Annotated in this window: 19 protein-coding genes; 8 read left to right on the top strand and 11 right to left on the bottom strand. The window is 70.9% G+C overall.

Going from position 1 to position 24,679, the window contains the following annotated elements; all coding sequences use genetic code 11:
• Positions 1-74 precede the first annotated feature (74 nt).
• Together C6C15_RS15805 and C6C15_RS15800 are read left to right on the top strand one after the other, a co-directional pair.
• Positions 75-1,592, top strand: a complete 1,518-nt coding sequence (locus tag C6C15_RS15805) for an FGGY-family carbohydrate kinase (protein ID WP_105950591.1) — start codon at positions 75-77, stop codon at positions 1,590-1,592.
• Positions 1,589-3,223 (top strand): fucose isomerase, encoded by a 1,635-nt coding sequence (locus tag C6C15_RS15800; protein ID WP_105950590.1) that lies wholly within the window; start codon positions 1,589-1,591, stop codon positions 3,221-3,223. Before C6C15_RS15805 ends, C6C15_RS15800 begins: the two co-directional genes overlap by 4 nt.
• Positions 3,224-3,236: 13 nt before the next feature.
• Here C6C15_RS15800 and C6C15_RS15795 read toward each other — a convergent pair whose 3' ends face one another.
• Together C6C15_RS15795 and C6C15_RS15790 are read right to left on the bottom strand one after the other, a co-directional pair.
• Entirely contained in the window at positions 3,237-3,515 is a 279-nt protein-coding gene (locus C6C15_RS15795) for a hypothetical protein (RefSeq protein ID WP_105950589.1), read from the bottom strand.
• Positions 3,516-3,546: 31 nt separating this feature from the next.
• The gene (locus C6C15_RS15790) at positions 3,547-5,415 is read right to left on the bottom strand and encodes a heavy metal translocating P-type ATPase (RefSeq protein ID WP_105950853.1); all 1,869 of its coding nucleotides are present in this window, start codon (positions 5,413-5,415) and stop codon (positions 3,547-3,549) included.
• Between the two features lie 135 nt (positions 5,416-5,550).
• Between C6C15_RS15790 and C6C15_RS15785 the strand changes: the two genes are divergently transcribed.
• Positions 5,551-6,444 carry a glycosyl hydrolase family 18 protein gene (locus tag C6C15_RS15785; RefSeq protein WP_199787664.1) on the top strand — a complete coding sequence of 298 codons (894 nt, stop codon included), beginning with the start codon at positions 5,551-5,553 and terminating at the stop codon, positions 6,442-6,444.
• A gap of 39 nt (positions 6,445-6,483) precedes the next feature.
• Here C6C15_RS15785 and C6C15_RS15780 read toward each other — a convergent pair whose 3' ends face one another.
• Genes C6C15_RS15780 through C6C15_RS15765 form a run of 4 tightly spaced genes read right to left on the bottom strand, consistent with a single transcriptional unit; the run spans position 6,484 to position 12,840 of the window.
• Positions 6,484-9,684, bottom strand: a complete 3,201-nt coding sequence (locus C6C15_RS15780; protein ID WP_105950588.1) for a glycoside hydrolase domain-containing protein — start codon at positions 9,682-9,684, stop codon at positions 6,484-6,486.
• A complete protein-coding gene (locus tag C6C15_RS15775) occupies positions 9,681-10,613 on the bottom strand; it encodes a carbohydrate ABC transporter permease (protein ID WP_060922287.1) in 933 nt (310 codons plus the stop codon). Before C6C15_RS15775 ends, C6C15_RS15780 begins: the two co-directional genes overlap by 4 nt.
• Positions 10,610-11,497, bottom strand: coding sequence for a carbohydrate ABC transporter permease (locus C6C15_RS15770; protein WP_025102636.1), 888 nt, complete (start codon positions 11,495-11,497; stop codon positions 10,610-10,612). The genes C6C15_RS15775 and C6C15_RS15770 overlap by 4 nt, the downstream gene beginning before the upstream one ends.
• A 41-nt stretch (positions 11,498-11,538) precedes the next feature.
• Positions 11,539-12,840 carry an ABC transporter substrate-binding protein gene (locus tag C6C15_RS15765; protein WP_060922286.1) on the bottom strand — a complete coding sequence of 434 codons (1,302 nt, stop codon included), beginning with the start codon at positions 12,838-12,840 and terminating at the stop codon, positions 11,539-11,541.
• A gap of 178 nt (positions 12,841-13,018) precedes the next feature.
• Between C6C15_RS15765 and C6C15_RS15760 the strand changes: the two genes are divergently transcribed.
• Positions 13,019-14,323 carry a glycoside hydrolase 5 family protein gene (locus C6C15_RS15760; protein ID WP_105950586.1) on the top strand — a complete coding sequence of 435 codons (1,305 nt, stop codon included), beginning with the start codon at positions 13,019-13,021 and terminating at the stop codon, positions 14,321-14,323.
• Positions 14,324-14,401: 78 nt separating this feature from the next.
• Here C6C15_RS15760 and C6C15_RS15755 read toward each other — a convergent pair whose 3' ends face one another.
• Positions 14,402-15,427: a LacI family DNA-binding transcriptional regulator gene (locus C6C15_RS15755; protein ID WP_105950585.1), complete on the bottom strand. Its 1,026-nt coding sequence runs from the start codon at positions 15,425-15,427 to the stop codon at positions 14,402-14,404.
• Positions 15,428-15,561: 134 nt separating this feature from the next.
• Between C6C15_RS15755 and C6C15_RS15750 the strand changes: the two genes are divergently transcribed.
• A complete protein-coding gene (locus tag C6C15_RS15750; RefSeq protein ID WP_105950584.1) occupies positions 15,562-18,576 on the top strand; it encodes an alpha-mannosidase in 3,015 nt (1,004 codons plus the stop codon).
• 76 nt (positions 18,577-18,652) lie between these two features.
• On the opposite strand, the gene C6C15_RS15745 is transcribed toward C6C15_RS15750, so the two are convergent.
• Positions 18,653-19,420, bottom strand: a complete 768-nt coding sequence (locus C6C15_RS15745) for a hypothetical protein (RefSeq protein ID WP_158698577.1) — start codon at positions 19,418-19,420, stop codon at positions 18,653-18,655.
• Between the two features lie 18 nt (positions 19,421-19,438).
• A complete protein-coding gene (locus tag C6C15_RS15740; protein WP_025102630.1) occupies positions 19,439-20,026 on the bottom strand; it encodes a hypothetical protein in 588 nt (195 codons plus the stop codon).
• A gap of 121 nt (positions 20,027-20,147) precedes the next feature.
• Between C6C15_RS15740 and C6C15_RS15735 the strand changes: the two genes are divergently transcribed.
• Both C6C15_RS15735 and C6C15_RS15730 read left to right on the top strand, forming a co-directional pair.
• Complete coding sequence (locus tag C6C15_RS15735) at positions 20,148-21,377, top strand: glycosyltransferase (RefSeq protein ID WP_105950852.1); 1,230 nt, start codon at positions 20,148-20,150, stop codon at positions 21,375-21,377.
• A gap of 5 nt (positions 21,378-21,382) precedes the next feature.
• Positions 21,383-22,609, top strand: a complete 1,227-nt coding sequence (locus C6C15_RS15730; protein WP_105950851.1) for a glycosyltransferase — start codon at positions 21,383-21,385, stop codon at positions 22,607-22,609.
• 4 nt (positions 22,610-22,613) lie between these two features.
• On the opposite strand, the gene C6C15_RS15725 is transcribed toward C6C15_RS15730, so the two are convergent.
• Positions 22,614-23,204, bottom strand: a complete 591-nt coding sequence (locus C6C15_RS15725; protein WP_060923595.1) for a hypothetical protein — start codon at positions 23,202-23,204, stop codon at positions 22,614-22,616.
• A 37-nt stretch (positions 23,205-23,241) separates the two neighbouring features.
• Entirely contained in the window at positions 23,242-23,403 is a 162-nt protein-coding gene (locus C6C15_RS17260) for a hypothetical protein (RefSeq protein ID WP_167627839.1), read from the bottom strand.
• A gap of 86 nt (positions 23,404-23,489) precedes the next feature.
• Here C6C15_RS17260 and C6C15_RS15720 point away from each other — a divergent pair, with 86 nt between their 5' ends.
• Positions 23,490-24,470, top strand: coding sequence for a GlxA family transcriptional regulator (locus tag C6C15_RS15720; protein ID WP_105950582.1), 981 nt, complete (start codon positions 23,490-23,492; stop codon positions 24,468-24,470).
• Positions 24,471-24,679: the final 209 nt, after the last annotated feature.

Here is a 24,679-nt window from a genome sequence, read left to right as displayed (position 1 = left end):
CCTTGCGTCGTGAAATCGATTTCGCGTAGCCTGGGTGCAGGCCTGCACGGACCGTCGGTATCGAAGGAGAGACCATGCGCTGCACCCTCGGGGTGGACATCGGCACGTCCAGCAGCAAGGGCGTCCTCGTGGATCCCGCCGGCACGATCCTCGCGACCGCGACCCGCGCGCACGACGTCTCCCGTCCGCAGTCCGGATGGGTCGAGATGGACGGCCGGATCTGGTGGGACGAGTTCGTCGAGCTGGCCGCGGACCTTCTCGCCGCGGTGCCCGACGCGGAGGTCGTGGGCGTCGGCGTGAGCGGCATGGGTCCGTGCATCCTGCTCGCCGACGAGGACGACGAGCCCGTGCGCCCCGCGATCCTCTACGGCGTGGACACCCGTTCCACCGCTCAGATCGAGCGCATGACGGCGGAGCTCGGCGTCGAGGAGATCACCCGCGTCGGCGGCTCGACCCTCACCTCGCAGGCCGGTGGGCCCAAGATCGCCTGGGTCGCCGAGGAGGAGCCGGGAGCCTGGCAGCGCGCGCGGCGGCTCTACATGCCCGCCTCCTGGCTGGCCCGCAAGCTCACCGGCGCCTACGTCCTCGACCACCAGTCCGCCAGCCAGGTCTCGCCGCTGTACGACATCGAGGGTGAGCGCTGGCACGAGCCCTGGTGGCAGCGGTTCGCCGGGACGGTCGAGCAGCCGCCGCTGCGCTGGGCGGGGGAGAGCGCGGGCATCGTGACCGCCGCTGCGGCGGCCCTGACCGGCCTGCCCGAGGGGACCCCGGTCATCACCGGCACGATCGACGCCTGGACCGAGGCGGTGAGCGTCGGCGCCCACGAGGTCGGCGACCTCATGCTGATGTACGGCACGACGATGTTCCTCGTCGCGACCGGGGAGCAGACCCTCCGCACACCCTCGATGTGGACGACGGCCGGCGCCTTCGAGGGCACGCGCAACCTCGCCGGCGGGCTGTCCACATCCGGAGCGCTCACCGCGTGGCTGAAGGACCTCTCCGGCGCCGACTACCCGGCGCTGCTCGCCGAGGCCGAGGAGTCGGGGCCCGGCGCGAACGGCCTGCTGATGCTGCCGTACTTCGCCGGTGAGCGCACCCCGATCCAGGATCCCGACGCCCGCGGGGTCATCGCCGGACTCACCCTCCGGCACACCCGAGGAGACCTCTATCGCGCGGCCCTCGAGGCCACGGCGCTGGGCGTACGTCACAACGTCGAGACCATGCGAGCCGCCGGCGCCGACATCCGCCGCATCGTGGCGGTCGGCGGCGGCACGCAGGGACGGCTGTGGCTGCAGATCGTCTCGGACATCACCGGGCTCGTGCAGGAGGTGCCGCAGACCACGATCGGTGCGAGCTACGGCGCCGCCTTCCTCGCGGCGACGGCCACGGCCGCCGACGGTGCCACGCCCGCGATCACCGACTGGAACCCCATCGCCGACACCGTCCGCCCGGACGAGGCGCTGCGTCCCTTCGCCGACGCCCTCTTCGACCGCTACGTGCGCCTGTACGACGGCTCGAAGGACGTCGTCCATGAACTCGCCGCCGCCCAGCGCGACGGATCCCCCACCCCCTCGACCCCGGAGAACTCATGACCGCCTACACCCTGCCCACCCCGGCATCCCGTCCCACCGCTGCGCCGAAGACCGCGTACCTGATCGCCTCCGGCGACCTCCGAGAGTCGGCCAACACAGCCGGCTGGCCCACCCAGGTCGAGCTCGAGGCCGGGGTCACCGGCGTGCTGAACGACCTCGGCTGGACGGTCGTCCGCGCCAACGAGGTCGACCCGGAGACCGGTCACGGCTTCATCTCCAGCCAGCGCATGGGGCTCGAGGTGTTCAAGAACATCCCCGTCGACGCGCCGCTCATCGTCGCCGAGGCCGTCTGGCAGTACTCGCACCACGTGCTCGCGGGCCTCCGCACGCACGAGGGCCCGATCCTCACGGTGGCGAACTTCGCGGGCGACTGGCCCGGCCTCGTCGGCCTCCTCGGCCTCAACGCGGGCCTGACGAAGATGGACAAGCCGTACGCGACGATCTGGTCGGTCGACTTCACCGACGACTGGTTCCGCGACGGCATCCGGGAGTGGACGGAGACCGGCGCCATCACCCACGACGCCTCCCACGTGCGTCCGCTCCCCGCACTGCCCGACAGCCCGGAGAAGCAGCTCGGCGAGGCGCTCGCCGAGCAGCTGCGCGCCGAGAAGGCCATCATCGGCGTCTTCGACGAGGGCTGCATGGGCATGTACAACGCCATCTTCGACGACGAGCTCCTCAACCAGACCGGCATCTACAAGGAGCGCCTGTCGCAGTCGGCCCTCTACGCGGAGATGCTGAACGTGACCGAGGAGGAGGCCGACGCCGCCTACGACTGGCTGATCGAGCGCGGCATGACCTTCCGCTACGGCGAGGACGCCGCGACCGAGCTCACCCGCGAGCAGGTGCAGTGGCAGCTGAAGATGTACATCGCCGCCCTCCGCATCGCCGACGACTTCGGCCTCGACGCGGTCGGCATCCAGTACCAGCAGGGCTTGAAGGACCTCGTTCCGGCGTCGGACCTGGCGGAGGGCATCCTGAACTCCACCGAGCGCCCGCCGGTGACCTCGCGCGACGGCTCCCGCGTGCTGCATGAGGGGCGCGCGTTCCCGCACTTCAACGAGGCCGACGAGGGCGTCGCCGTCGATGCGCTCGTGACCGACCGCGTCTGGCGGGCGATGGGGCTCGTCCCCGACAACACTCTCCACGACGTCCGTTGGGGCGAGGACTACGACGGGCAGTTCGTATGGGTGTACGAGATCTCCGGCTCGGTGCCGGCCTCCCATCTCGGCGGCTGGCAGAACGCGGAGGGGTGGCGCCAGGGTCACGTGTTCTTCCCCGCCGGCGGCGCCACGATCAACGGCGTCTCGAAGCCCGGCGAGGTCGTGCTCTCCCGGGTGTTCATCGCCGAGGGCGTCCTGCAGGCGGACATCTTCCGGGCGTCGGTCGTCGAGCTGCCGGCGGAGGAGACGCAGCGCCGGAAGGACGCCACGAACCCGGAGTGGCCGATCGCCCATGTGGTGCTGCACGGCATCTCGCGCGACCAGTTCATGGCGCGGCACAAGGCGAACCACGCGCAGCTCGTCTACGCGCCCGACGCCGAGACCGCGGACAAGGCGCTGATCGCGAAGGCCGCGATGTTCGACGGCATGGGCATCAAGGTCAACCTCGTCGGCGACGTCTCGATCTGAGGCCGCGGGCTCGTCACCGCGAGCGCCAGAATCGCGTCGCGAGGTTCGTGAGCTCCCTGTCGAGATCGTCGACCTTCGTCTCGATCCGTCCCAGCCGGGCGTCGAGGCCGTCGATCCGTGCGGAGAGGGTGCCGTCGATGCGGTCGATCCGTGCGGAGAGGATTCCGTCGATGCGGTCCACCTCCGCGCGGATCACGCGGCTGAGCTGCGACGTCATGAGCGTCATGCCGCCGAGCATCACGGCGGCGAAGACGCCGATCAGAGTCCATACCTGCGGGTCGTCCACGGTCATGCCTCCAGTCTGAGTCCGGGGTCTCAGGCTGTCACGGTATTCCGGAGGGGCGGAGGTCGCTCGGCGGGCCGCTCAGCGCGCGCAGGGCGTAGAGGATCGTCGCGAGGTCGACGAGCTCCTGCACCAGAGCGCCGACGACCGCGGGGATGACGCCGGTCATCGCGACGACCATCAGCCCCACGCTCAGCCCGATCCCGATCCAGATCGCGGTGAGGGCGACGCGGAGGGTGTGCCGTCCGATCGCGACGGCGTCGACGACCTTGGCGAGCGAATCCACGAGGATGACGACGTCGGCGGCGTCCCCGGCGGCCGTCGCTCCCTTCGCGCCCATCGCGATGCCGATGTCGGCCGCTGCCAGCACCGGGGCGTCGTTCACACCGTCGCCGACCATCAGCACGGGCCGTGGTTGCATCTCGGCGGCCAGACGCACCTTCTCGGGCGGCAGGAGCTCGGCGTGGATCTCGTCGATCCCGACCTGCCGTCCGATCGACGCCGCGGTGGTCTCCACGTCCCCGGTCAGCATCGCGAGCCGGTCGACCTCATGCGTCCGCAGCCACGAGATCACGGCGGGCGCCTCCGGGCGGGCGGCATCGGCGAGGACCAGGGCCCCCGCGAACCGTCCGTCCACGGCGACATAGGCGGCGGCCTGTCCCGGCGCGAGCTCCGCCCGCACGGTGTCCGGGGCGAGGGACGCCACATACGCCGGCTTGCCGACGACCACCGCGCGGCCGCCGATCGTCGCGGACACCCCGTTCGTCGCGGTCTCGCTCGCCTCCGTCGCCCCGTGCAGCGCCAGGCCTCGGGCGGAGGCGGCGCGACGGATGCCGTCGGCGAGCACGTGCGAGGAGTACTGCTCGGCCGAGGCGGCGAGTCGCAGGATCTCCTCCGCATCGAAGCCCTGTGCCGGACGCACGTCGACGAGCTCCGGCCTCCCCTGGGTGAGCGTCCCGGTCTTGTCGAACGCCGCAGAGCGCACGCGCGCGATCTGCTCGATCACCGCACCGCTCTTCATGATGACGCCCGACTTCGCCGCCCGGGAGAGTCCGCCGAGGAAGGCGACGGGCGCGGCGATCAGCAGGGGACAGGGCGTCGCCAGCACGAGCACTTCGGCGAAGCGCGTGGCGTCGCCGGAGAGCGCCCAGGCCGTCCCCGCGAGGACGAGCGCGACGGCGGTGAACGGGATCGCGAACCGGTCGGCGAGACGCACGATGGGCGCGTGGGAGGACTCGGCTTGGGCGACCAGGGCGACGATCTGCTGGTACTGGCTGTCGGCGCCGGTGCGGAGGGCACGGAGGCGGATGGCCCGGCTGCCGTTGATCGCGCCGGACAGCACCTCGTCGCCTGCACCGCGCGTCACGGGCAGGCTCTCGCCGGTGAGCGAGGATTCGTCGAACGACGCGCTGTCCGTGAGCAGTTCACCGTCCACGGGGATGATCTCCGCCGGGCGCACGAGGAGGACGTCGCCCACGGCCACATCGTCGACGGGCACCTCCCTCGCCGCGTCCGAATCCGCATCCTCGGGATGTGTCAGCACATGGGCGCTGCGCGGCGAGCGATCCAGCAGAGCGGAGAGGTCGCGCTTGGCCCGGCGGCCCGCGAAGTCCTCCAGCGCCTCGCCCCCGGAGAGCATGAGGACGATGATGAGCGCCGCGATGTACTCGCCCACCGCGAGTGTCGCCACCATGGCGACGACGGCGAGGATGTCGAGTCCGACGTGGCCGCGGAGCACGTCGCGGACCATGCCGATGAGCGTCCACACGACCACCGCAGCCACGAAGATCGTCGCGACCCATCGGCCGATGGTCTCCTCCCCGGCGGCGTGGAGCGCCCCGACCACGGCGAAGACCAGGACCGTGAGCGTGATGACCGGGTACCGCCAGAGGAGTCGGAGGGCGCGCATGCGTCCAGCATCGTCGGAATCGGTGCGCACCGCCAGCATCCCCTTCCGACATAAGTGCTTAAGCGATATAGTCGGCCGCGAGTCGCGACGTCGCGACCCGATCTCGACAACGACGCCGAAGGAGAAGATCCCGTCATGAGTTCCTCACCCGCACGATCGTCCCGCCTGAGAAGAGGTATCGCGGCAGCAGCGGCGTTCGCAGCCGCTGGAGCCGCCGCCCTCGCCGCCTCGACCACAGCGGTCGCCGATACCGCCGCTGCCGACCCGAAGCTCGCCGTCTACGTCGAGGTCAACTCGAACGATTTAGCGAACGTCGCGGACTACACGCTCGCCGAGTCGGGCCGCCCAGCGGTCGATCTGGCCATGATCTTCGCCGCGAACATCAACTACGACGGGGAGCAGGCGGTCCTCCACCTCAACGACCGTGTCACCGAGACGCTGCAGGATGCGCAGAACCAGATCCGCCCGCTGCAGGCCCAGGGCACCAAGGTGCTGCTGTCGGTCCTCGGAAACCACCAGGGTGCCGGCTTCGCGAACTTCACGTCGTACGCGGATGCCGACGCCTTCGCCGCGCAGCTCGCAGACACCGTGACCGCCTACGGCCTCGACGGCATCGACTTCGACGACGAGTGGAGCAACTACGGGGCGAACGGCACCCCGCAGCCGAACCCGCAGTCCTTCGGCTGGCTGGCCTCCGCGTTGCGCGACCGGCTCGGGCCGGACAAGCTCATCACGCTGTATGCCATCGGCCCGCCTACACGACCACGGACTTCGGCCTCTTCGACGCCGGCAGCGTGCTCGATCACGCCTGGAACCCGTACTACCCGACCTACGATGCTCCCACCGTGCCGGGCCTGGACGACCGCGCTCGGCTCGGCGCCGCGGCCATCGACCTCGCGAACACGAGCGCCACGACGGCCGCGGACTTCGCTCAGCGCACGGTGGCTGACGGGTACGGCGTCTATGTCGCGTACAACCTCACGGCGACGAACCAGTCGCCCTATCTCTCCGGCATCACCGAGGCGCTGAAGGGCGAGGCGACCGTCTACCGCGCAGCGGCGCGGTGAGTCAGTCCAGATCGAAGAGCTCGATCTGACGGAGCGTGACCTCGGCGTCCGCGCGGATGCGGACGGCCGAGGTCACGACCCGCGTCTCCAGAGCGAACGGCGTCGTGCGATCGGGCGCCAGCCCTTCGAGGTGCGTCGTGGTGAGCGGGTGCCAGCGACCGTCGGCCCCCTCCACCTCCCCGCGCAGCACACCGGCCGCGACGGGCCCGCGGCTCGTGACGGTGATGTCGGTGAGTCCGCGGGGTGAGGGGAATCGCCAGCCCACCCACGAGCCTTCCGGCAGCCTGACGCCTTCGTCACCCTGCGGGTCGCCGTCGTCGAACAGGCGCCGCGCCTCGCGGACATCCGCGGAGGCGACGGCCTCTCCCTCTCCGCCCGTGAGGTCGCGGTGCCACGGCTCCGCGTCGAGCGCGTCCTCCCCGCTCTCCAACGCGCGCGCCGGGTCCGTGCCGAACACGAGCTCGAGCACCGTATCTCGCTGGAGTGCGTCGATCGGGAGGTCGGCGGTGGGCAGCCGGCGTCCGTCCAGGCGTGCTTCCTCCAGCACGTGGGCTTCGGGGGAGCTCCGTCGCGAGTGGATGCGCAGCGACGAGCCGTCTCCGCGCGCGACCCGGATGTCGTTCGAGAGCGGCGACCCGATGCGCAGAGACCCCGCAGCGAGCTCCAGGGGATACAGGCCGAGCGCGGCCCAGAGCCACCAGGCGCTCATCTCTCCGTTGTCCTCGTCGCCCGGGAAGCCCTGGCCGATGTGCGCACCGGCGAAGAGGCGGCGCGCGAGGCCGTGCACGAGGCCCGCGCTGTGCCACGGCCGGTCGCTGAAGGCGTACATGAAGGGGATGTGGTGGGCCGGCTGGTTCGACAGGGCGCACATGCCCGACCGCTGGGCGCGGGCTTCGCGCTGCTCGTGGATGACCGTGCCGTACGCACCGCCGAAGCGCTCGTCGGCGGTCTCCGGCTCCGCGAAGAGGGCGTCGAGGTGCCGGCCGAGTCCGGTCCGCCCGCCGTGCAGCGCCGCGAGTCCCGGCCCGTCGTGCACCATGCCGACCGACATGCCCCAGGCGTTCGTCTCGACGTTGTCGCCACCCCAGACCCGAGGATCGAAATCCGGCGCGAACGACCCGTCCGCCGCGCGACCGCGGAAGAATTTGGACGCCGGGTCGAAGAGCACGCGCGCCGCGCGGGAGCGATTCGCGAAGTACCGCGCGAAGGCCCGATAGCGCGCGGCCTGGTCCGCCGCCGCTGATGCCGCGAGTCGGGCGGCGAACCGGCCGAGGGCGGCGTCGCTCACGGCGTTCTCGATGCTCCAGCTCATCCCCTCCGGCACGTCGGACGGGATGAAGCCGAGGAAGCGCCCGCGGCCGATGCCCTTGCGACCCCGTCGCGGATCGGGTCCCGGCTCGCACGCGTGGCGCCACCCGCTCTCGAACGCCGCCTCCCGGTCGAAGGGCACGTCCCAGCGTTCCGCGTCGGCGAAGATCTGGTCGCTCGAGGTGCCGACCATGCTGTCGACGTACCCGGGGGCGCTCCAGCGGGCCATCCAGCCGCCGCGGCGATACTGGGCGAGCTGCCCGTCCAGCAGGCGCCCGGCCAGCGCGGGGTCGAGGAGTGCGAGCGCGGGCCACTCGGTGCGGTACGTGTCCCAGTAGCCGTTGTTGACGACGAGCTCGCCCTCCACGACCGGCGCCCCCGTTGCCGACTCGCCGAAGGCGGTCCGCGCGGCGAACACGTCGGCGAAGCGCCACTCCGGCGCGTCCGCGGTGCCCGCGTTCTCCGCCGCCGTGTTCGGATACAGGTGCATCCGGTGGAGTGCGGCGGCGATCCGGGCGCGCTGCTCCTCGTCGGCCAGGCCGCGGAACGGGCGTTCGGCCTCGGGGAGCGGGGGGATCGTCACGCGCCCGAGCAGGCGGTTCCACGCGGTGGCCGCGCGGGCGCGGAGCTCTTCGAAGGGGGCGGCGGGAGGGGCCTCGAGGGCGAGGCTGTGCCGAGCCTGCGCGACGGAGAGGAACGAGACCCCGACCCGCACCTCGACGGCGCCCCCGGCGCGGACGAAGCCCGCGACCCGGGCACGCCCGTCGTCGTCCAGGGCGCCCTTCGCGACGTCCGACGCGCTGTGCACGGTCCCGGCGAAGTAGCAGCGCGGCGCATTCCCCCAGTCCTCAGGCCCCTCGGGGATCCAGCCCTCGAAGCCGGCGTCGGTGAAGGTGAGTCGGCCGTCGTCCGTGAGCTGGTCGATCACGAACCCCACGGCGGCGTGCGGGTCCTCGCACCGCACGCGGAACGCCGCGGCGTGCGAGGTCGCGGTCATCTCGACCTGCAGCCCGTCGCCGAGGTCCGCGGCGTACTCGTGCGGGCGGGCGCGCTCGCTCTCGGGGACGATCCAGCGACGCCGGGCCGCCCTGTCCGACGTCGGCGTCCCCAGGAACGGCATGAGCTGGAGCACCGCGCGATCGCCGATCCACGGGCTGGGCTGGTGCGAGAACTGCAAGGCTTCGAGACGCCGTCCCTGCGGATCGTCGTGCACGAACGGACGATAGGGCCAGCGCGGGTCCGCCGCGTCGGTCGCGGGCGTGACGAAGGTGAAGCCGTGCGGCACGGCGACCGCCGGGATCGTGTTCCCGCGGGAGAAGCGGGGGCCGGAGTGGGAGCCGCGCCGGGTGTCGACCCGCTCGACGGGCGGGAGATCGCCGGGGCCAGGGCGCTCCTCGATGCGGACCTGGACGAAGCCGCTGACCTCTGCGGGCACATCCGGCGTGCTCGCCAGCTCGGCCGTGCCGAGGACGAGCTCGACCGTGCCCGTCCCGACGGCGAGGGGCGCGAGGGCGACGCTGTCGGCGTTCCACTGCTCGGGCATGCTCCACCGGGCGGCGAACTGCCCCTCGGCCGTGAGCGGGAAGTCGTAGCGGTCGCGGACGGCGGCGATGTCGCTCAGCCGGCTGCCGTCGGGGGTCCGCACGTCGACGGCGACCGCGAGCCCGGCCCACGGCGCGAGGGTCGCCGCAGGGCCGTCGGCGTAGAACGCCCAGTGCAGCACGGTGTCCGGGGTGCGGACGATGCCGTCGAGGCCGGGGACGTCGATCCGCTGCGCCCCGCGGGAGGGGTCGAACGTGTACGCGAAGACCGGGCCGGGGAGCACTCCGGCGTTCGCGCGCGACGACGGAGGATCCGCGGGACCGGAGTCCGGGCGGAGCAGCGGCGCGCTCACCCCTTCAGCGCACCCTCCTGCACGCCCTTGAAGAAGAAGCGCTGCGTGAACGAGAACATGATGACGATCGGAACGAGCGCGATCATGGTGCCGGCCGCGATGAGTCGCGGATCGACCGAGAAGCTGCTGTTGAGGTAGGCCATGCCCACGGTCAGGGTGTACTTGGCCGGGTCGGACAGCACGATGAGCGGCCAGAGGTAGTCGTCCCACGCGCCGATGAAGGCGAAGATCGCCACCACCGAGACCATGCCGCGGATGTTCGGCCACACGATGTGCCGGATGCGCTGCCACGTGGTCGCACCGTCGACGGTGGCCGCGTCGAGCACGTCCTTCGGGATCATGCGGCACGCGGTGGCGACGAGCAGCACGTTCATGGCGCTGATCGCTCCCGGGAGGAACACGCCCCACAGGGTATCGGCGAGCCCGAGCGCACGGATGGTGAGGAAGTTGCTGGTGACCGTGACCTCGCCGGGGAACAGCAGCGTGGACAGCAGGATGCCCATGACGATCCACTTCCCGCGGAAGCGCATGCAGCCCAGGGCGTAGCCGGCGAACGTGGCCAGGATCACGTTGCTGAGCACGGTGCCGAGCGAGACGAGCAGCGAGTGCCAGGCGTAGAGGTAGACGGGGACGATGTCGGCGACCCTCGTGTAGTTCTGCAGCGTCGGATCGCGGGGGATGAGCTCGGGTGGGAAGGAGTAGATGTTCTCCTGCGGTCCCTTGAACGACGTGGAGAGCTGCCAGACGAAGGGGCCGATGACGAGGAAGAGGACGAACAGCAGCAGCGCGTACCGGCCGATGAGTCCGCCGAGCGTGGGCTTGCTGAAGTCTCCGGAGCCGCGGCGGCGGAAGATGCGTTCGCGGCCGGGCCGCGGTGCCTCCTCCACGGGCGGAGTGCTCTCCACCGGGGGCGTCGTCAGAGTCGTCATGCGGAGACCTTCGCCTTCTTCTCGCGGTTCATGAACGCGATCGCCGCGAGCGGCACGAGCGTGAGGAGGAACAGCGCCACGCTGATCGCGGATGCGTAGCCGATGTTGCCGTTCAGGCCCGAGCCCACCTGGCGGATGAGCATCACGAGCGACATGTCGTAGCCGCCGGGGCCGCCCGTGCTCTTGGAGAGCACGTCGAGCTCGGCGAACACGCGCATGGCGGACACGGCGATCAGCACCGCGATGAGGAGCATCGCCCCGCGCACGGACGGGATCGTGACGGAGAGGAAGCGGCGGAAGGAGCTCGCACCGTCGAGCATCGCGGCCTCGTGCAGCTCCTTGCCCACGTTCCCCAGGGCGGCGAGGTACACCACCATGTAGTACCCGAGTCCTTTCCACACCGTGAGCAGGATCGCGCAGCCGAGCAGCAGCCAGCGGTCGACGAGGAAGGCCATCGGCTGATCGATGAGGCCGAGGAACTCCAGTGTCTGGTTGATGATGCCCCGGCTGTCGAACAGCCAGGTCCAGATGAGGGCGACGACGACGACCGAGGCGATGACGGGGAAATAGAACGTGGTGCGGAAGAACGAGATGCCGGGGAGCTTCTTCTGTACGAGGAGGGCGAGGAGCAGCGGGAGGATCGTGAGCAGCGGCACGCACACGACCACGTAGATGAGGCAGGTGGTCAGCGCGTTCCAGAACATCTCGTCGCCGAACATGCGCTCGTAGTTCGCGCCGCCGACGAACTCCGGGGTCCGCAGGGGGCGGGCGTCCGTGAAGCTGAGGACGACGGTGTTCAGGAACGGCCAGAGCGCGAACACCAGCACCCAGATCACGGCCGGGGCGAGGAGCAGCCACGGGGTGAACCACTTGTGGGATCTCATCGTCGACCTCCGCTTCCGGGTGCCGGTGTCCGCGCGCATGCTCACTGGTCCACGCGGTTCGCGTTGGCGTACTCGACGATCTTGTCGAGCTGCGTCTTGGCGTCGGCCTCGCCGTTCACGGCGAGAGCGATCTGCTGGGTCATGTAGGTGGCCATGTCCGAGGTCCACTGGAACGGCAGCGCCTTGGCGTCCTTCATCGCGCCGAACACGGTGTCGATCGCGGCGAGCTGCTTCTCGTCCGTGACCGAGGAGGCGATGTTCTCGACGACCTGGTCGCCGCCGTCGGCCGTGCCCGGGGCGGTGCCGACCGCGAGGGAGGAGAACGCGACCTGGTTCTCCTCGTTCGTCGCGAACTCGGCGAACGCGAGGGCCGCTTCCTTGTTGTCGGAGTCGGCGGAGACGTTGAGGCCCTGCACGTAGAGCGGGGCGACACCGAGGCGCGGGGTGGCGACGGTGTTCTCCAGCAGTGCCGGGGCGTCCTTCTGCAGATCGGTCGTGAAGCCGGTGCCGCCGGTCGTGAAGGCGACCTTCTCCTGGATGTACGCCTCCGCGTTCCCGCCGTAGTCACCGGTCAGTGCCTCCGCGGGCATCGCGCCCGCCGCGTAGGCGTCGGCGTACTGCTCGATGATCGCGGCGGCCTCGTCGGTGTTGAAGTCGAACTCGCCCTCCTCGTTGATGACCTCCATGCCGGCGGCGGTGAAGGTGTCGAGCGCCGGGATCGAGGAGAGGAGCTGGACCTTGCCGCCGGACTCCGTGGCGACGTCCTTCGCGAGTGTGAGCAGCTCGTCGACCGTCGTCGGGAGGTTCTCCTCGGTGACGCCGTACGGGGCGAGCTGGGCGAGGTTCCACCAGGACGCGTCACTGGAGAGGTACCAGGGCAGGCCGTAGGTGCCCTCGACGCCGGGGTACTGGCTGTACGCGTCCCAGGCCCCGGCGTTATACGCCGCCTTCAGGTCCGGATCCGCGGTGTCCAGATCGACGAGCTTCCCCGCCGCGACGAGGGGGTAGGCGATGTCCGGCGGCAGGTTGAGCACGTCGGGCAGCGTGTCGGCGTTCGCCTGGCTCAGGATCTTCTCCTGGTAGCCGTCGCCGGGCTGGTCGAGCCACTCGACGGTCACGTCCGGGTGCTCTTCCTCGAAGGCGGCGATGAGGTCTTCGAAGTACGGCGTGAACTTCTCGTTCTTCAGCGACCAGGTCTGGAACTGGATGGTTCCGCTGAGCTCGCCGGAGGTGTCGATGGGGCCGGCGTCGTCGGAGGCGGCGCCCCCTCCGGTGCAGCTCACGAGCGCCAGGGCGCCGATCGTGAAGGTTGCCAGAGCGACAATGCGTGCGGGAACTTTCATCGTGCTTCTTCCTCGAGGCGGGCGATTCGGCGTGGTCCGACGAAGGGACTACAGCGCTTTAGCAGATGAAACCATCCGATCCGGCCGGTGTCAAGGTGTGCCCTATCGACGGCGATGCTCAAGCGTTATAGTGATGCGACATGTCCTCGCAGGAGGGCGCGGTACGAAAGGTGCACACATGACGCAGCGCGGCGCTCTCGACGCCCCTCTCCGCTTCGGGGCGAACTACACGCCGTCGACGGACTGGATGCACTCCTGGCTCGACTTCACCCCGGACGACGTGCGTCGCGACTTCGCGGCCCTCGCCGCACTCGGCCTCGACCACGTGCGCGTGTTCCCGCTCTGGACCGTCCTGCAGCCCAACCGCACCCTCATCCGGGCGAAGGCGATCGACGACGTGCGCACTATGGTCGACATCGCCGCCGAGTTCGGCCTGGACGCGAGCGTCGATGTCATCCAGGGGCATCTGTCGAGCTTCGACTTCGTCCCGTCCTGGCTGTACACCTGGCACGACCGGAACATGTTCACCGATCCGAGCGCCCTGGACGGCCAGGCGCAGCTCGTGGAGCGGCTCGCCGGTGCCCTGCGGGACGCCCCGAACTTCCTCGGGCTCACGCTCGGCAACGAGACGAACCAGTTCTCGGCGCACACCCATCCCTCGCCGTGGCCGGTCACGACGGATGAGGCCGGCGGGTGGATCGAGGCCCTGCTCGCCGCCGCGGACCGGGGAGCTCCCGGGCTGCCGCACGTGCACAGCGAGTACGACGCGGTCTGGTACATGGACGATCACGGGTTCACGCCGGCGCATGCCTCCCGGCTCGGCGCGATGACGACCATCCACTCCTGGATCTTCAACGGCACGGCGCAGCGCTACGGAGGTCGCTCGATCGCCGCCGACCGCCACGCGGAGTACCTCATCGAGCTGTCCCGCGCGTTCGCGACGGATCCCGCCCGGCCCATCTGGTTGCAGGAGGTGGGTGCCCCCTCGAACTGTCTCGACGAGAGCGAGATGCCCGGGTTCCTCGAGGCCACCGTGCGCTCGGCTCTCCGCACCGAGAACCTCTGGGGTGTGACCTGGTGGTGTTCGCACGACGTGAGCCGGGAGCTCGCCGACTTCCCGGAGCTGGAGTACTCCCTCGGGCTGATCGACCAGGAGGGGGCGGCGAAGCCCCTCGGCCGCCGGTTCGCGGAGCTCATCCCTGAGCTGCGCACCCGCACCGCGGCTCCGGCTCGTCCGACGGCGATCGTGGTGGACGTCGACGAGCAGGAGGTGCCGGTGAGCCGGGCGGCCCTGAGCCCCGGCGGCGCGGTCTTCCAGGCCTGGGTCGATGCCTGCGCCGCGGGCGAGGATCCCGCTCTGGTGACCTCCCGCACCGCACAGGATCCCGCGGCGCTGGAGGCACGCGGCATCCACCGTCTCATCCACCCCGCCCCGTCCGCGTCCGACGTGACACGCTACGCCTCCGTCAACACCGTCGTCTGACACCGAGACCCCGGGTTGTCGTCGACACCCCGGGGTGCGTGCGTCGAGAGCCCGGGGTGTGGGCGGGGAGGCGGGGTCTCAGCGGGGTGGTGGCGCCGTGCTCTCGCGAGCGGTGAGCACCGGGGTCGGGCCCTGGACGCTCGGCAGCGTGGTGCCGGCTTCGATCTGCTGCAGCAGAAGCGTGGCGGCCTGCTCGCCGAGCTCGAACGTGTCGCGGGTCATCGCGGTGATCGACGGGTTGATGAGACCCGCGATGACCGAGTCGTCGAACGACGCGAGGGAGACGTCGCGGGGAACCGCCCGGCCCATCTCCTGGGCGACCCGGAGGCCGGCGACGGCCATCACGTCGTTGTCGTACACGATCGCGGTCGGGCGCTGCCGGCCGGAGAGCAGCGCGCGCGTCACGGCGGAGGCGCGGGCGGGGGAGAAGTCGGTCGTGATGACCTCACCGGAGACGCCGTCCGCCGCCATCCGCTCCAGCACCTCGGCGCGCAGACGGGTGTGCTCCAGTTCGGCCGGACCGGCGACGTAGGCGATGCGCGCGTGACCGAGGGCGGCGAGGTAGGAGAACAGGGTGTCCGCGACGGCGTCGTCGCCGATCCACACGCTGGGCACCGCGCCGTCCGGGGAGGGCTTCGAGCCGATCATGACGGCGCGGGCGTCCAGGGCCGTGATGCGCGCGCCGCGCGGGTCGTCGTCGCGCGGGTCGATGAGGATGATGCCGTCGACCTGATTCGATGACCGCCACTGCCGATGCACCTCCATCTCCTCGTCGATGTCGGCGACGAGGCGGAGTTGCAGACCGACCTTGCTCTCGGAGAGCCGGGACTCGATGCCGGCGATGAGGTCGGTGAAGAAGGCCTCGGAGCCGAGGGAGCGCGCCGGGCGGGCGAGGGCGAACCCGACCGCGTTGGCCCGGGCGCCGACGAGGGCGCGCGCGGCGGAACTCGGCTGCCAGTGGTGCTCCTCGATGATCGAGAGGATGCGCTGCCGCGTCTCCTCGCTCACGCCGGGACGACCGTTGAGGGCGAACGATACGGCGCCGGGGGAGACGCCGGCCATGCGCGCGATATCCGCGATGGTCACGCGTTTCCCCGGGGTCATAGGCATCACCCTACTTGATCGGTTTAGCCTCTCGAAAGCAGCGGAGAACGTGCCGTAGACTCCCGTGCTAGATCGTTTTAGTAACGACACGCATCGAACCCAGTCCCTCACCGTCGAGCCCGGAGAACCCCACCATGCATGACGACACCTCGCTCACCGTCGGCCGCGTCAAGCGGGTCCTCGAAGAGCGCATCCGCCCGGCGATCCACTCGGCCGCGATCCCCCTCACGGTCGAGGCGCACCAGCTCTCCGGAGAGCCCATCGCCCCGGCGGAGGGCCTGGCGCTCTCGTTCACCCCCGCCGCGGTCGGCGAGCTGTGGGGCCCGGCGTGGGGGACGACGTGGTTCAAGCTCACCGGTCGGGTGCCCGCGGAATGGGCAGGCCGCCGGGTCGAGGCGCTGATCGATCTGGGCTTCGACGTGAACATGACGGGGTTCCAGTGCGAGGCCCTCGCCTACCGGCCGGACGGCACGCCGATCAAGAGCATCAACCCGCGCAACCAGTGGGTCCCGATCGCCGAGACCGCCGCGGGTGACGAGGCCGTCGAGCTCTACCTGGAGGGCGCGTCCAACCCCGTCCTCCTCGACTACCACCCCTTCCTGCCGACGCAGGAGGGCGACATCCTCACCTCCTCGAAGGAGCCGCTGTACCGGCTGCGGCGCCTCGACCTCGCGGTGTTCGAGCCCGAGGTGTTCGATCTGTCCCTCGACCTCGAGGTGCTGTTCGAGCTGCAGGCGGAGCTCCCCGCCACGTCGCCGCGCCGCATGCGCATCCTGCAGGCGCTGGACGACGCGCTCGACGTGCTCGACCTGCAGCACATCGTGGAGACCGCCGGTGACGCGCGGGCCCGGCTCGCGGATGTCCTCGCGGCTCCGGCCGAAGCGAGTGCGCACCGGATCTCGGCCGTCGGCCACGCGCACATCGACTCCGCCTGGCTGTGGCCGGTGCGCGAGACGATCCGCAAGGTCGCGCGCACCACCTCGTCCATGACCACGCTCATCGAGGAGCAGCCCGAGTTCCAGTACGGCATGTCGAGCGCGCAGCAGTACGCCTGGATCAAGGAGCACCGTCCCGAGGTGTGGGAGCGGGTCAAGGCCGCGGTCGCCGCCGGACGCTTCCTGCCGCTGGGCGGCATGTGGGTGGAGTCCGACACCGTCATGCCGACGGGGGAGTCGCTCGTGCGGCAGTTCTCGCACGGGCAGCGCTTCTTCGAGCGCGAGTTCGGCATCCGTTCGAAGGGCGTATGGCTGCCGGACAGCTTCGGCTACTCGCCGGCCCTTCCGCAGCTGATGCGCCGTGCCGGGTTCGAGTGGTTCTTCACGCAGAAGATCTCGTGGAACCAGCAGAACGTCTTCCCGCACCACTCCTTCCTCTGGGAGGGCATCGACGGCTCGCAGGTGTTCACGCACTTCCCGTCCATGGACACCTACAACTCGCAGCTGAGCGGCATGGAGGTCGCGAAGGCCTCGCGGCAGTTCAAGGAGAACCGCCGCAGCTCGCGGTCGATCGCCCCGGTCGGCTGGGGTGACGGCGGCGGCGGCACGACGCGCGAGATGACGGGCAAGGCCGAGCGGCTGCGCGACCTCGAGGGCAGCGCGCAGGTGGTGTGGGAGCACCCGGACGTGTTCTTCGACGCCGCCAAGGCCGAGCTGCCGAACCCGGCCGTGTGGGTCGGCGAGCTCTACCTCGAGCTGCACCGCGGCACGCTCACGAGCCAGCACGCCACGAAGGCGCTGCACCGGTGGGCCGAGCACGCGCTCGTGGAGGCCGAGCTGTGGGCCGCGACCGACGCCGTGCGCACCGGCGCCGCGTACCCGCAGGCCGAGCTCGACCGGCTCTGGCAGGCCGTGCTGCTGCATGAGTTCCACGACATCCTGCCCGGAACCTCGATCGCGTGGGTGCACCGCGAGGCCGTCGCCGTGCTGTCCGACGTGCTCTCGGATGCGCGCGACATCGCTGACGCCGCGCGCCGGTCGCTCGCCGGGGAGGGCGACCGCGAGCTGCTGTTCGAGCCGACGTCGGTCGGTCGGGGGCGCGCACTCGGCGCCTCGTGGGTCCCGGAGCCCGTCGAAGGGCCGGTCTCGCTCGTCGAGGACGCTTCGGCAGGCTCAGCGACCCACCCGGGATGGCGGATCGAGAACGATCTCGTGTCCGTGCTCGTCTCGGGCGAGGGCCTGATCGTCTCCGCCGTCGACAAGGCCACGGGGCGGGAGACGGTCGCCGCAGGCAAGGCCGCGAACCTGTTCCAGCTGCACCAGGACTTCCCGAACATGTGGGACGCGTGGGACATCGACCGCTACTACCGCAACAGCGTCGACGACCTCACGGCGGTCTCGTCGATCGAAGCGTCGCTCGTGGACGGTGTCGCGCAGATCGTCGTCGTGCGTCCGTTCTCGGAGTCGACCATCACGCAGACGATCCTTCTCGCGCCGCAGTCGCGCACCGTGCTGCTGCGCAACGACATCGACTGGCACGAGACCGAGAAGCTGCTCAAGCTCGCCTTCCCGCTCGACATCCAGGCGTCGCACACCGAAGCCGAGACGCAGTTCGGCTACCAGGCGCGCGTCACCCACACGAACACGAGCTGGGAGGCGGCGAAGTTCGAGACCTCGATGCACCGCTACGTGCTGGTGCGGGAGCAGGACTTCGGTGCGGCTCTCGTGAACGACTCGATCTACGGGTACGACACGACGCGCGAGGTCGGCGAGGACGGCGTCACCACGACCGTGCGGCTCTCCCTGCTGCGGGCGCCGCGCTTCCCCGACCCGGACACGGATCACGGGCTCCACGAGATCGAGGTCGGCCTCGTGATCGGCGCCGACGCCGCGATCGCCACGGCCGAGGGCATCCGCCTCAACAGCACGCCCACGGTGATCCGCGGGGCGCGCGAGGTCGAGCCGCTGGTGGAGGTGTCGGGCGAGGGGATCGTCGTCTCCGCCGTGAAGCTCGCCGACGACGGTTTCGGCGACGTCATCGTGCGGGTGTACGAGGCGCTCGGGCGCCGGGCGGTCGGCGAGCTGTCGGTCGGCTTCGAGCACCGCGAGGTGCGCGAGGTGAGCCTGATCGAGGACGAGATCGAGGCGCCCCGCCTCGGCGGCGGGCTCCACCTCCGCCCCTTCGAGGTCCGCACGCTCCGCATCGTCCGCTGAGCCCCCGGCCTCCTCGCGCCGGGCGCTCCGCGCCGGACCAGAAACGCGCCTCCCCGCCCTACGGGAGGCGCGTTTCTCATCCCGCCGGGCGGGATCGGTGCGCGTCCTCGACGGTGCGCATCGCCGCGACGCCGTCGACCAGCGCAGGTCGCTGATCGGGGGCGTCGCGGAAGAAGGAGACGACGGAGGCCACTGCTGCCGGGTCAGACCCCAGGTGATGCGCATCGAGGATCACGGGGGCGCGTCCGGCGATCGAGATCGCCAGCTTCGGCCCGTGTGGGCCGACAGGCGTGGTGGTGCCGATCTCCTCCCAGGAGGCTTCGACCCGGGCGGATCTGCGGACTCCGTGCAGGCCCCTCTCGTCGAGTACGAGACCCAGCGGGTGGCCTTGCGCGAGGACTTCCCGACCGAGGCCGACGAGCGAGACGACGGCGAGCACGTACGGGCCCCATTCGAGAAGCCGACCGCCCATCGTCGGAAGGCCCAGGGCGTGAACGAGGAAGGCCGCCGCTGCGGGAAGCAGGCCCGTCACGGGAACGAGCCACGAGGAGATGCGGACGCCCGTGGACGGCGTGAATCGCAGCGGGCCGCTTGCCTCGATTCGGATCAGGCGTTCGCGCAAGGACCGCACCCAGACCCAGAGCGCGACCGCGAGCATCGCGGCGTAGAGAGCGAGTGCGATCAGGATGAGGCGGAAGCCTGGACGGGTATCAATGATCGCCAGCAGCAGGGGCAGCAGAGGAAGGATGCCGACGAGCCCGAGCGCCGCAGACGGGAAGCGGCCGTTCGGGTGGACCGATCGTGAGCCGTCGACGATGCGCGGGGACCGCGCGACAGTGTTCATCGGCATCCGCATCCGCTGTCAGGCGGGCGGGAGGCGGAGGACGTCGGGCGACTCGCCGCCGGTGAGGTCGTCGGCGATGCGGAGGCTGCGGGCCAGCTCGTCCAGCGCGCCGATGAGCGTGCCGAAGCGTTCCCGGTCGCTGCAGACGGCGGTCAGGGTCACCAGGTGCGTACCGGTGTCCCATGTGTAGGTCGCGAAGGGCGGCGCCGAAGGCGAGGGCGGGGTCGGGACCACGAGTTTCTCGCCGACGCCGAGCCGGGTCGGGAAGGAGGTCGTGTCGTCGTACTCCATCGGCATCGACGCGCGGGCGATCCGGATGTCGGGGGTCAGCGCCTGCACCGTCGCCATCGCCACGACGAGGTCCGGCTCCGCCTTCCACGTCCACGCGAGCACCCGGCCGTCGGCCTTCTTCATGAGCATCGGCGCGGCCTGGCTCATCGCCCAGGCTCCGAACCGCGAACCGGGGCGCTCCGTCGCGCCGACCGCGGCGTTCACCTGGCCGAGCAGCATCCGGATCGCGGCCTTGCGATGCCGGCGTCCCCTCCACCCGAGCGAGTCCGTCACGGGGATCCACAGCTGGGGGTCGGCGTCGGCGTGCAGTCGCATGGCTTCACGGTATCGGCCGAGGCTGAAGGATGCCGGTATGGCTCGGCGTCGGGGACAGGGCCCTCGGGTAGAGTTGCCACCGCCCGACCAGGGCTTCTCCTTGGCCGCCACCCCGTTAGGCATCTCTGTGACCTCCTCCGACGATCCGATCGATGCGTCGCGCGACGCCACCGCCGTACAGCCCCGTCCGCTGAAGATCCTCCTCGGCTGCGACACGTTCGCGCCCGACATCAACGGCGCCGCCCGCTTCGCCGAGCGTCTCGCCGCCGGGCTCGTGCAGCGCGGGCACGAGGTGCACGTCGTCGCCCCCAACCAGGCTTACCGTCGCACCGCGCCCCGCACCGAGGTCATCGAGGGGGAGCCGATGACGCTCCACCGCCTGCCCTCCGTGCGCTGGGCCCCGCACGACTGGCTGCGCTTCGTGTGGCCGTGGCGCTCCAAGCACTACGCCCGGAAGGTGCTCGACGCCGTGCAGCCCGACGTCGTGCACATCCAGTCCCACATCGTGATCGGTCGCGGACTCGCCCGCATCGCGAAGCAGCGCGGCATCCCGGTCATCGCGACGAACCACGTCATGGCCGAGAACATCCTCGACCACACGACAATGCCGAAGTTCGTCGACGACATGGTGCTCAAGTTCGCCTGGGCCGACGCGAAGCGCACCTTCGACCTGACGCGGGCGATCACCACGCCGACGCGTCGGGCCGCCGACTTCCTGGAGAAGACGGTCGAGGTGCGCGGCGTCATCCCGGTGAGCTGCGGCATCGACCGCTCCCAGTACACCCCGGTCATCGCCCCGCGCGAGGAGAACCGGCTCGTGTTCGTGGGCCGGCTGACGGCGGAGAAGCAGGTCGAGGTCATCCTCAAGGCGATGACCAAGCTCGACCCGGCGCTGCACACGACGTTCGACATCGTCGGCGGCGGAGACCAGCGCAAGCAGCTCGAGCACCTGACGGCACAGCTCGGGCTGTCGGACCGGGTCACCTTCCACGGCCGGACCACCGACGAGGAGCTGCGGGCGCTGTTGTCCCGTGCGAGCCTCTTCGTCATCGCGTCGATCGCCGAGCTACAGTCCATCGCGACGATGGAGGCGATGGCATCGGCGTTGCCGATCGTCGCCGCGGACGCCGTCGCCCTGCCGCACCTCGTGCACGACGGCGAGAACGGCCACCTCTTCACGCCGGGAGACGTCGACGACCTCGCCGCGAAGCTCACCGCCGTGCTGACCGCCTCCCCCGGCGAGTACGAGCGGATGCAGAAGGCGTCCCTCGACGGTGTGGCCATCCACGACATCAACCGCACGCTCGACACCTTCGAGGCGCTGTACCGCGACGAGCCGCTGCCCGAGTGACGCGGATGCACGTCGTCTTCTTCGCCGATCAGCACCTCGACTCCCTCGGCGGGGCGCAGGTGTCGATGCGGCTGCAGCGGACGTTCCTGGAGCGAGCCGGGCACACCGTGACGGTCGTCGCGCCCCGCATGCACGCACGGCGCGACGACGCCGCGCCATCCGAGGGGAACGTCGACCTTCCGTCGCTGCCGATCACCCTCGACCGGGAGTACGCGATGACCTGGCCGGGGCGGGCGACCGATCGGACTCTCGACCGGGCCATGGCGCACCGCCCGCCCGTCGACCTCGTCCACGTGCAGGCCGACTTCTGGGGCGCCTTCATCGGCCACCGCTTCGCCGCCCGGCACGGGATTCCGGTCGTGCACACGATGCACAACCGCGTCGATGTGGGGCTCGCCGCAGTCACCCCGCTGCACCGGCCCGTGCTCGCCGTGCTCAACCTCTGGCGCCGCGCCGCCCTCCGCGGTATCGGCATGCCGGTCGGCGGCAGCGACGGGTGGTCGTACCTCCGCGGTCTCGCGGCGAGCGCCGCCGCCGTCACGGCCCCGTCAGGGCACTTCGCGCGACGCCTGGAGCAGAACGGCGTGGCGCGGACGGTCGACGTCGTGTGGAACGGCATCGACGATGACGTCCGTGCGCAGACCCTCGCAGCGTCCCCCGCCGAACGGACGCCGGGGCGCGCGCGCTTCGTCTGGCTCGGGCGGATGAGTCCGGAGAAGCGCCTGCTCCCGTTCCTCCAGGCCTGGGTCGACGCGGGCATCGACGCAGACCTCGAAGTGATCGGCGGCGGCGGACAGCGCACCGCTGCCGAACGCATCGTCGCGGGACGTGCGGACGTACGGTTCGCCGGCCGACTCTCCTATGCGCAGACGCTGGAGCGGATCGCCGCCGCCGATGCGCTCGTGCAGACGTCCATCGGGTTCGAGACCCAGGGCATGACGCCGTTCGAGGCGGCCACCCTCGGCACGCCCTCCGTCGTGTGCGATCCCGACATCGCCGCGGAACTCCAGGGCGGGCTCTGGGCGGTGCCGACGACGGATCCGCACGCTCGCGGACGAGCCGTCGAGGCGCAACGGATCGAGGCCCTCGCCGCGACGCTGCGGCAGGCGGCCGCGGACATCGCGGACGGGACCGCGCCGCGGCCGGTGCCCGCCGTGGCGGACGCCTTCCGGCAGTCGTCGCGGACGGCCGCCATGATCGAGGTCTACGAGCGGGTGCTCCCGCGATCCTGAGCGGTCACAGGAACCCGTAGAAGGTCGACGAGAGCCAGCTCAGCACGATCGTCAGCAGACCGGCGCCCGAGATGCCGATGGCGATCCCGGCGAGCAGCCGCGGACCCGGGCGTCGCGCCGCGATGAGGCCGAGCACGAGCGCAGCCCCGTAGCCGAGGAAGGTGAGGATGCCCGACGCCCCCTCGATCAGGCCGATCAGGCTGTAGGTCCGGTCCGACATGTAGACGAACGGCCGCGCGAGGATCAGGAACACGTCGATCGCGAGGGTCACCAGCGCGACGATGAAGGCGGCGCGCCCGAGGCCGTTGCCGGATGTGCTCGGGGCCGGTGCGCCATAGGGCGGGATGCCGGCGGATCCGGGGACGAATCCCGGTGCGGTCGGTGACGGCTGCGGTATCGCGGTGGGGGAGGCCTGCGGGGTGGCGGTGGGGAAGACATGACCCCCGCCGAGGCCGGGGGCGTACGGCGCTCCCGGTGCGGGGGCCTGCGCGCCGGGGTACTGCGGCTCCGCCGGGAGCGACGGAGGGGTCGGGGTCGCGGCCGGGTCGACGGCGCCGTCGCGCGAGGGCTGTCCGGGCTGCTGGGGGTCGCTCATGACCCGAGCGTAGCCCTCCTCGCGGATTGTCGGCAGGTCAGCGGTAGACGTGGCCGGGGTCGGCCTGCGACAGGGCGTCCTGACCGGCGACGCGGCTCCAGTCGGTGGGGGTCGGGCGGTAGCCGTCGCGCCGCAGTTCGACGAAGGTGGCGACGACCGCCCAGATGACGAGGGCGAGGAGGAGGATGGGGAGTACCATGGCAGAAAAGCTACGCTCGGTGTTATGCTGCCACGAGTGGCGGATCGGGCACTGTGCGTAGGAAAACTGCCATTCCGGGAGCTGTGATGAAGACCGTTGCGTGCGTGGTGCAGGACGGCTTCGCGCCGTTCGAGTTCGGGGTCGCCTGCGAGGCGTTCGGCCTCGACCGATCGGCCGACGGGGTGCCGAACTTCGACTTCCGCATCGTCGCCCCGCGGCCCGGGGTCGTGCGCTCCAAGATCGGCTTCTCCATCAACGTGGAACACGATCTGTCCTTCGCCGCGGAGGCCGACCTCGTCGTGTTCTGCCCGGTGCCGCGCGAGGTCTGGGGCGACATCGACCCGCTCCTCGTCGACCTGGCCCGCGAGGCCGTGGCGCGCGGCGCCTGGGTCATGAGCGTGTGCAGCGGGTCGTTCATCCTCGCCGCGGCCGGAGTGCTGGACGGGCGGCGGGCGACGACGCACTGGATGTACGCGCACACAATGGCCGACATGTACCCCGCCGTCGACATCGACCCGGACGTGCTCTTCGTCCAGGACGGCCGCATCATCACCAGCGCGGGCACCGCCGCGGGCATCGACGCCTGCCTGCACCTGCTGCGACAGGAGCTCGGGGCGGAGATCACCAACCGGATCGCGCGTCGGATGGTCGTGCCGCCGCAACGGGACGGGGGTCAGGCGCAGTTCATCGATCGCCCCATCCCGGTCGCGCCCACGGATTCGCTCGCCGTGGTGGCCGACTGGGCGGTGGAGAACCTCCGCGAAGACCTGACGGTCGACCAGCTCGCAGCACGGGCACTCATGTCGCCGCGGACCTTCGCGCGCCGCTTCAAGGCCGAGTACGGGGCGACCCCTGCGGCGTGGCTCGGCCGACAGCGGATCATCCAGGCCCAGCGCCTCCTCGAGCGCACCGATCTTCCGCTCGAACACATCGCGACGGACTGCGGCTTCGGTTCCGCGGCCGTCCTCCGGCAGAACTTCGCCCGCGTGCTGGGCGTGACTCCCACCGCCTACCGCGCCCGCTTCTCCTGCGCCGACGCCCTCCCCGCCGCCCTCCCCGCCGCCTGACCCCGCCCCTTCCGCCCCGTCCCGCCCGCTCATTCCTTCGGCGGTGCGGGATCAATTTCGTGCCCCGTTTCCACGCATCCGGGCCACTTTCCGTCCCGCCACGGTCCCCCTACCCGCCCCCGCAGTCGTGCGGGATCGAAAACGCGCGTGAATGCCCCGCGTCCGGGGCGTTTTCCGTCCCGCTTCTGCCCGTCGGCCTCGCGACCGTC

The organism is Microbacterium sp. str. 'China' (assembly GCF_002993305.1).
Taxonomy (GTDB): domain Bacteria; phylum Actinomycetota; class Actinomycetes; order Actinomycetales; family Microbacteriaceae; genus Microbacterium; species Microbacterium paraoxydans.
Note: the sequence above shows the minus strand (reverse complement) of the source record. Positions and strands in the feature narration are given on the sequence as shown.

Bases quoted from the DNA above. Each gene is read 5' to 3' on its own strand.
- C6C15_RS15730 (WP_105950851.1), top strand. From the start codon at position 21,383: ATGCACGTCGTCTTCTTCGCCGATCAGCACCTCGACTCCCTCGGCGGG.
- C6C15_RS15720 (WP_105950582.1), top strand. From the start codon at position 23,490: ATGAAGACCGTTGCGTGCGTGGTGCAGGACGGCTTCGCGCCGTTCGAG.
- C6C15_RS15770 (WP_025102636.1), bottom strand. From the start codon at position 11,497: ATGAGATCCCACAAGTGGTTCACCCCGTGGCTGCTCCTCGCCCCGGCC.
- C6C15_RS15760 (WP_105950586.1), top strand. From the start codon at position 13,019: ATGACGCAGCGCGGCGCTCTCGACGCCCCTCTCCGCTTCGGGGCGAAC.
- C6C15_RS15775 (WP_060922287.1), bottom strand. From the start codon at position 10,613: ATGACGACTCTGACGACGCCCCCGGTGGAGAGCACTCCGCCCGTGGAG.
- C6C15_RS17260 (WP_167627839.1), bottom strand. From the start codon at position 23,403: ATGGTACTCCCCATCCTCCTCCTCGCCCTCGTCATCTGGGCGGTCGTC.
- C6C15_RS15750 (WP_105950584.1), top strand. From the start codon at position 15,562: ATGCATGACGACACCTCGCTCACCGTCGGCCGCGTCAAGCGGGTCCTC.
- C6C15_RS15765 (WP_060922286.1), bottom strand. From the start codon at position 12,840: ATGAAAGTTCCCGCACGCATTGTCGCTCTGGCAACCTTCACGATCGGC.
- C6C15_RS15805 (WP_105950591.1), top strand. From the start codon at position 75: ATGCGCTGCACCCTCGGGGTGGACATCGGCACGTCCAGCAGCAAGGGC.
- C6C15_RS15740 (WP_025102630.1), bottom strand. From the start codon at position 20,026: ATGCGACTGCACGCCGACGCCGACCCCCAGCTGTGGATCCCCGTGACG.
- C6C15_RS15785 (WP_199787664.1), top strand. From the start codon at position 5,551: ATGAGTTCCTCACCCGCACGATCGTCCCGCCTGAGAAGAGGTATCGCG.
- C6C15_RS15800 (WP_105950590.1), top strand. From the start codon at position 1,589: ATGACCGCCTACACCCTGCCCACCCCGGCATCCCGTCCCACCGCTGCG.
- C6C15_RS15725 (WP_060923595.1), bottom strand. From the start codon at position 23,204: ATGAGCGACCCCCAGCAGCCCGGACAGCCCTCGCGCGACGGCGCCGTC.
- C6C15_RS15755 (WP_105950585.1), bottom strand. From the start codon at position 15,427: ATGACCCCGGGGAAACGCGTGACCATCGCGGATATCGCGCGCATGGCC.
- C6C15_RS15745 (WP_158698577.1), bottom strand. From the start codon at position 19,420: ATGAACACTGTCGCGCGGTCCCCGCGCATCGTCGACGGCTCACGATCG.
- C6C15_RS15795 (WP_105950589.1), bottom strand. From the start codon at position 3,515: ATGACCGTGGACGACCCGCAGGTATGGACTCTGATCGGCGTCTTCGCC.
- C6C15_RS15790 (WP_105950853.1), bottom strand. From the start codon at position 5,415: ATGCGCGCCCTCCGACTCCTCTGGCGGTACCCGGTCATCACGCTCACG.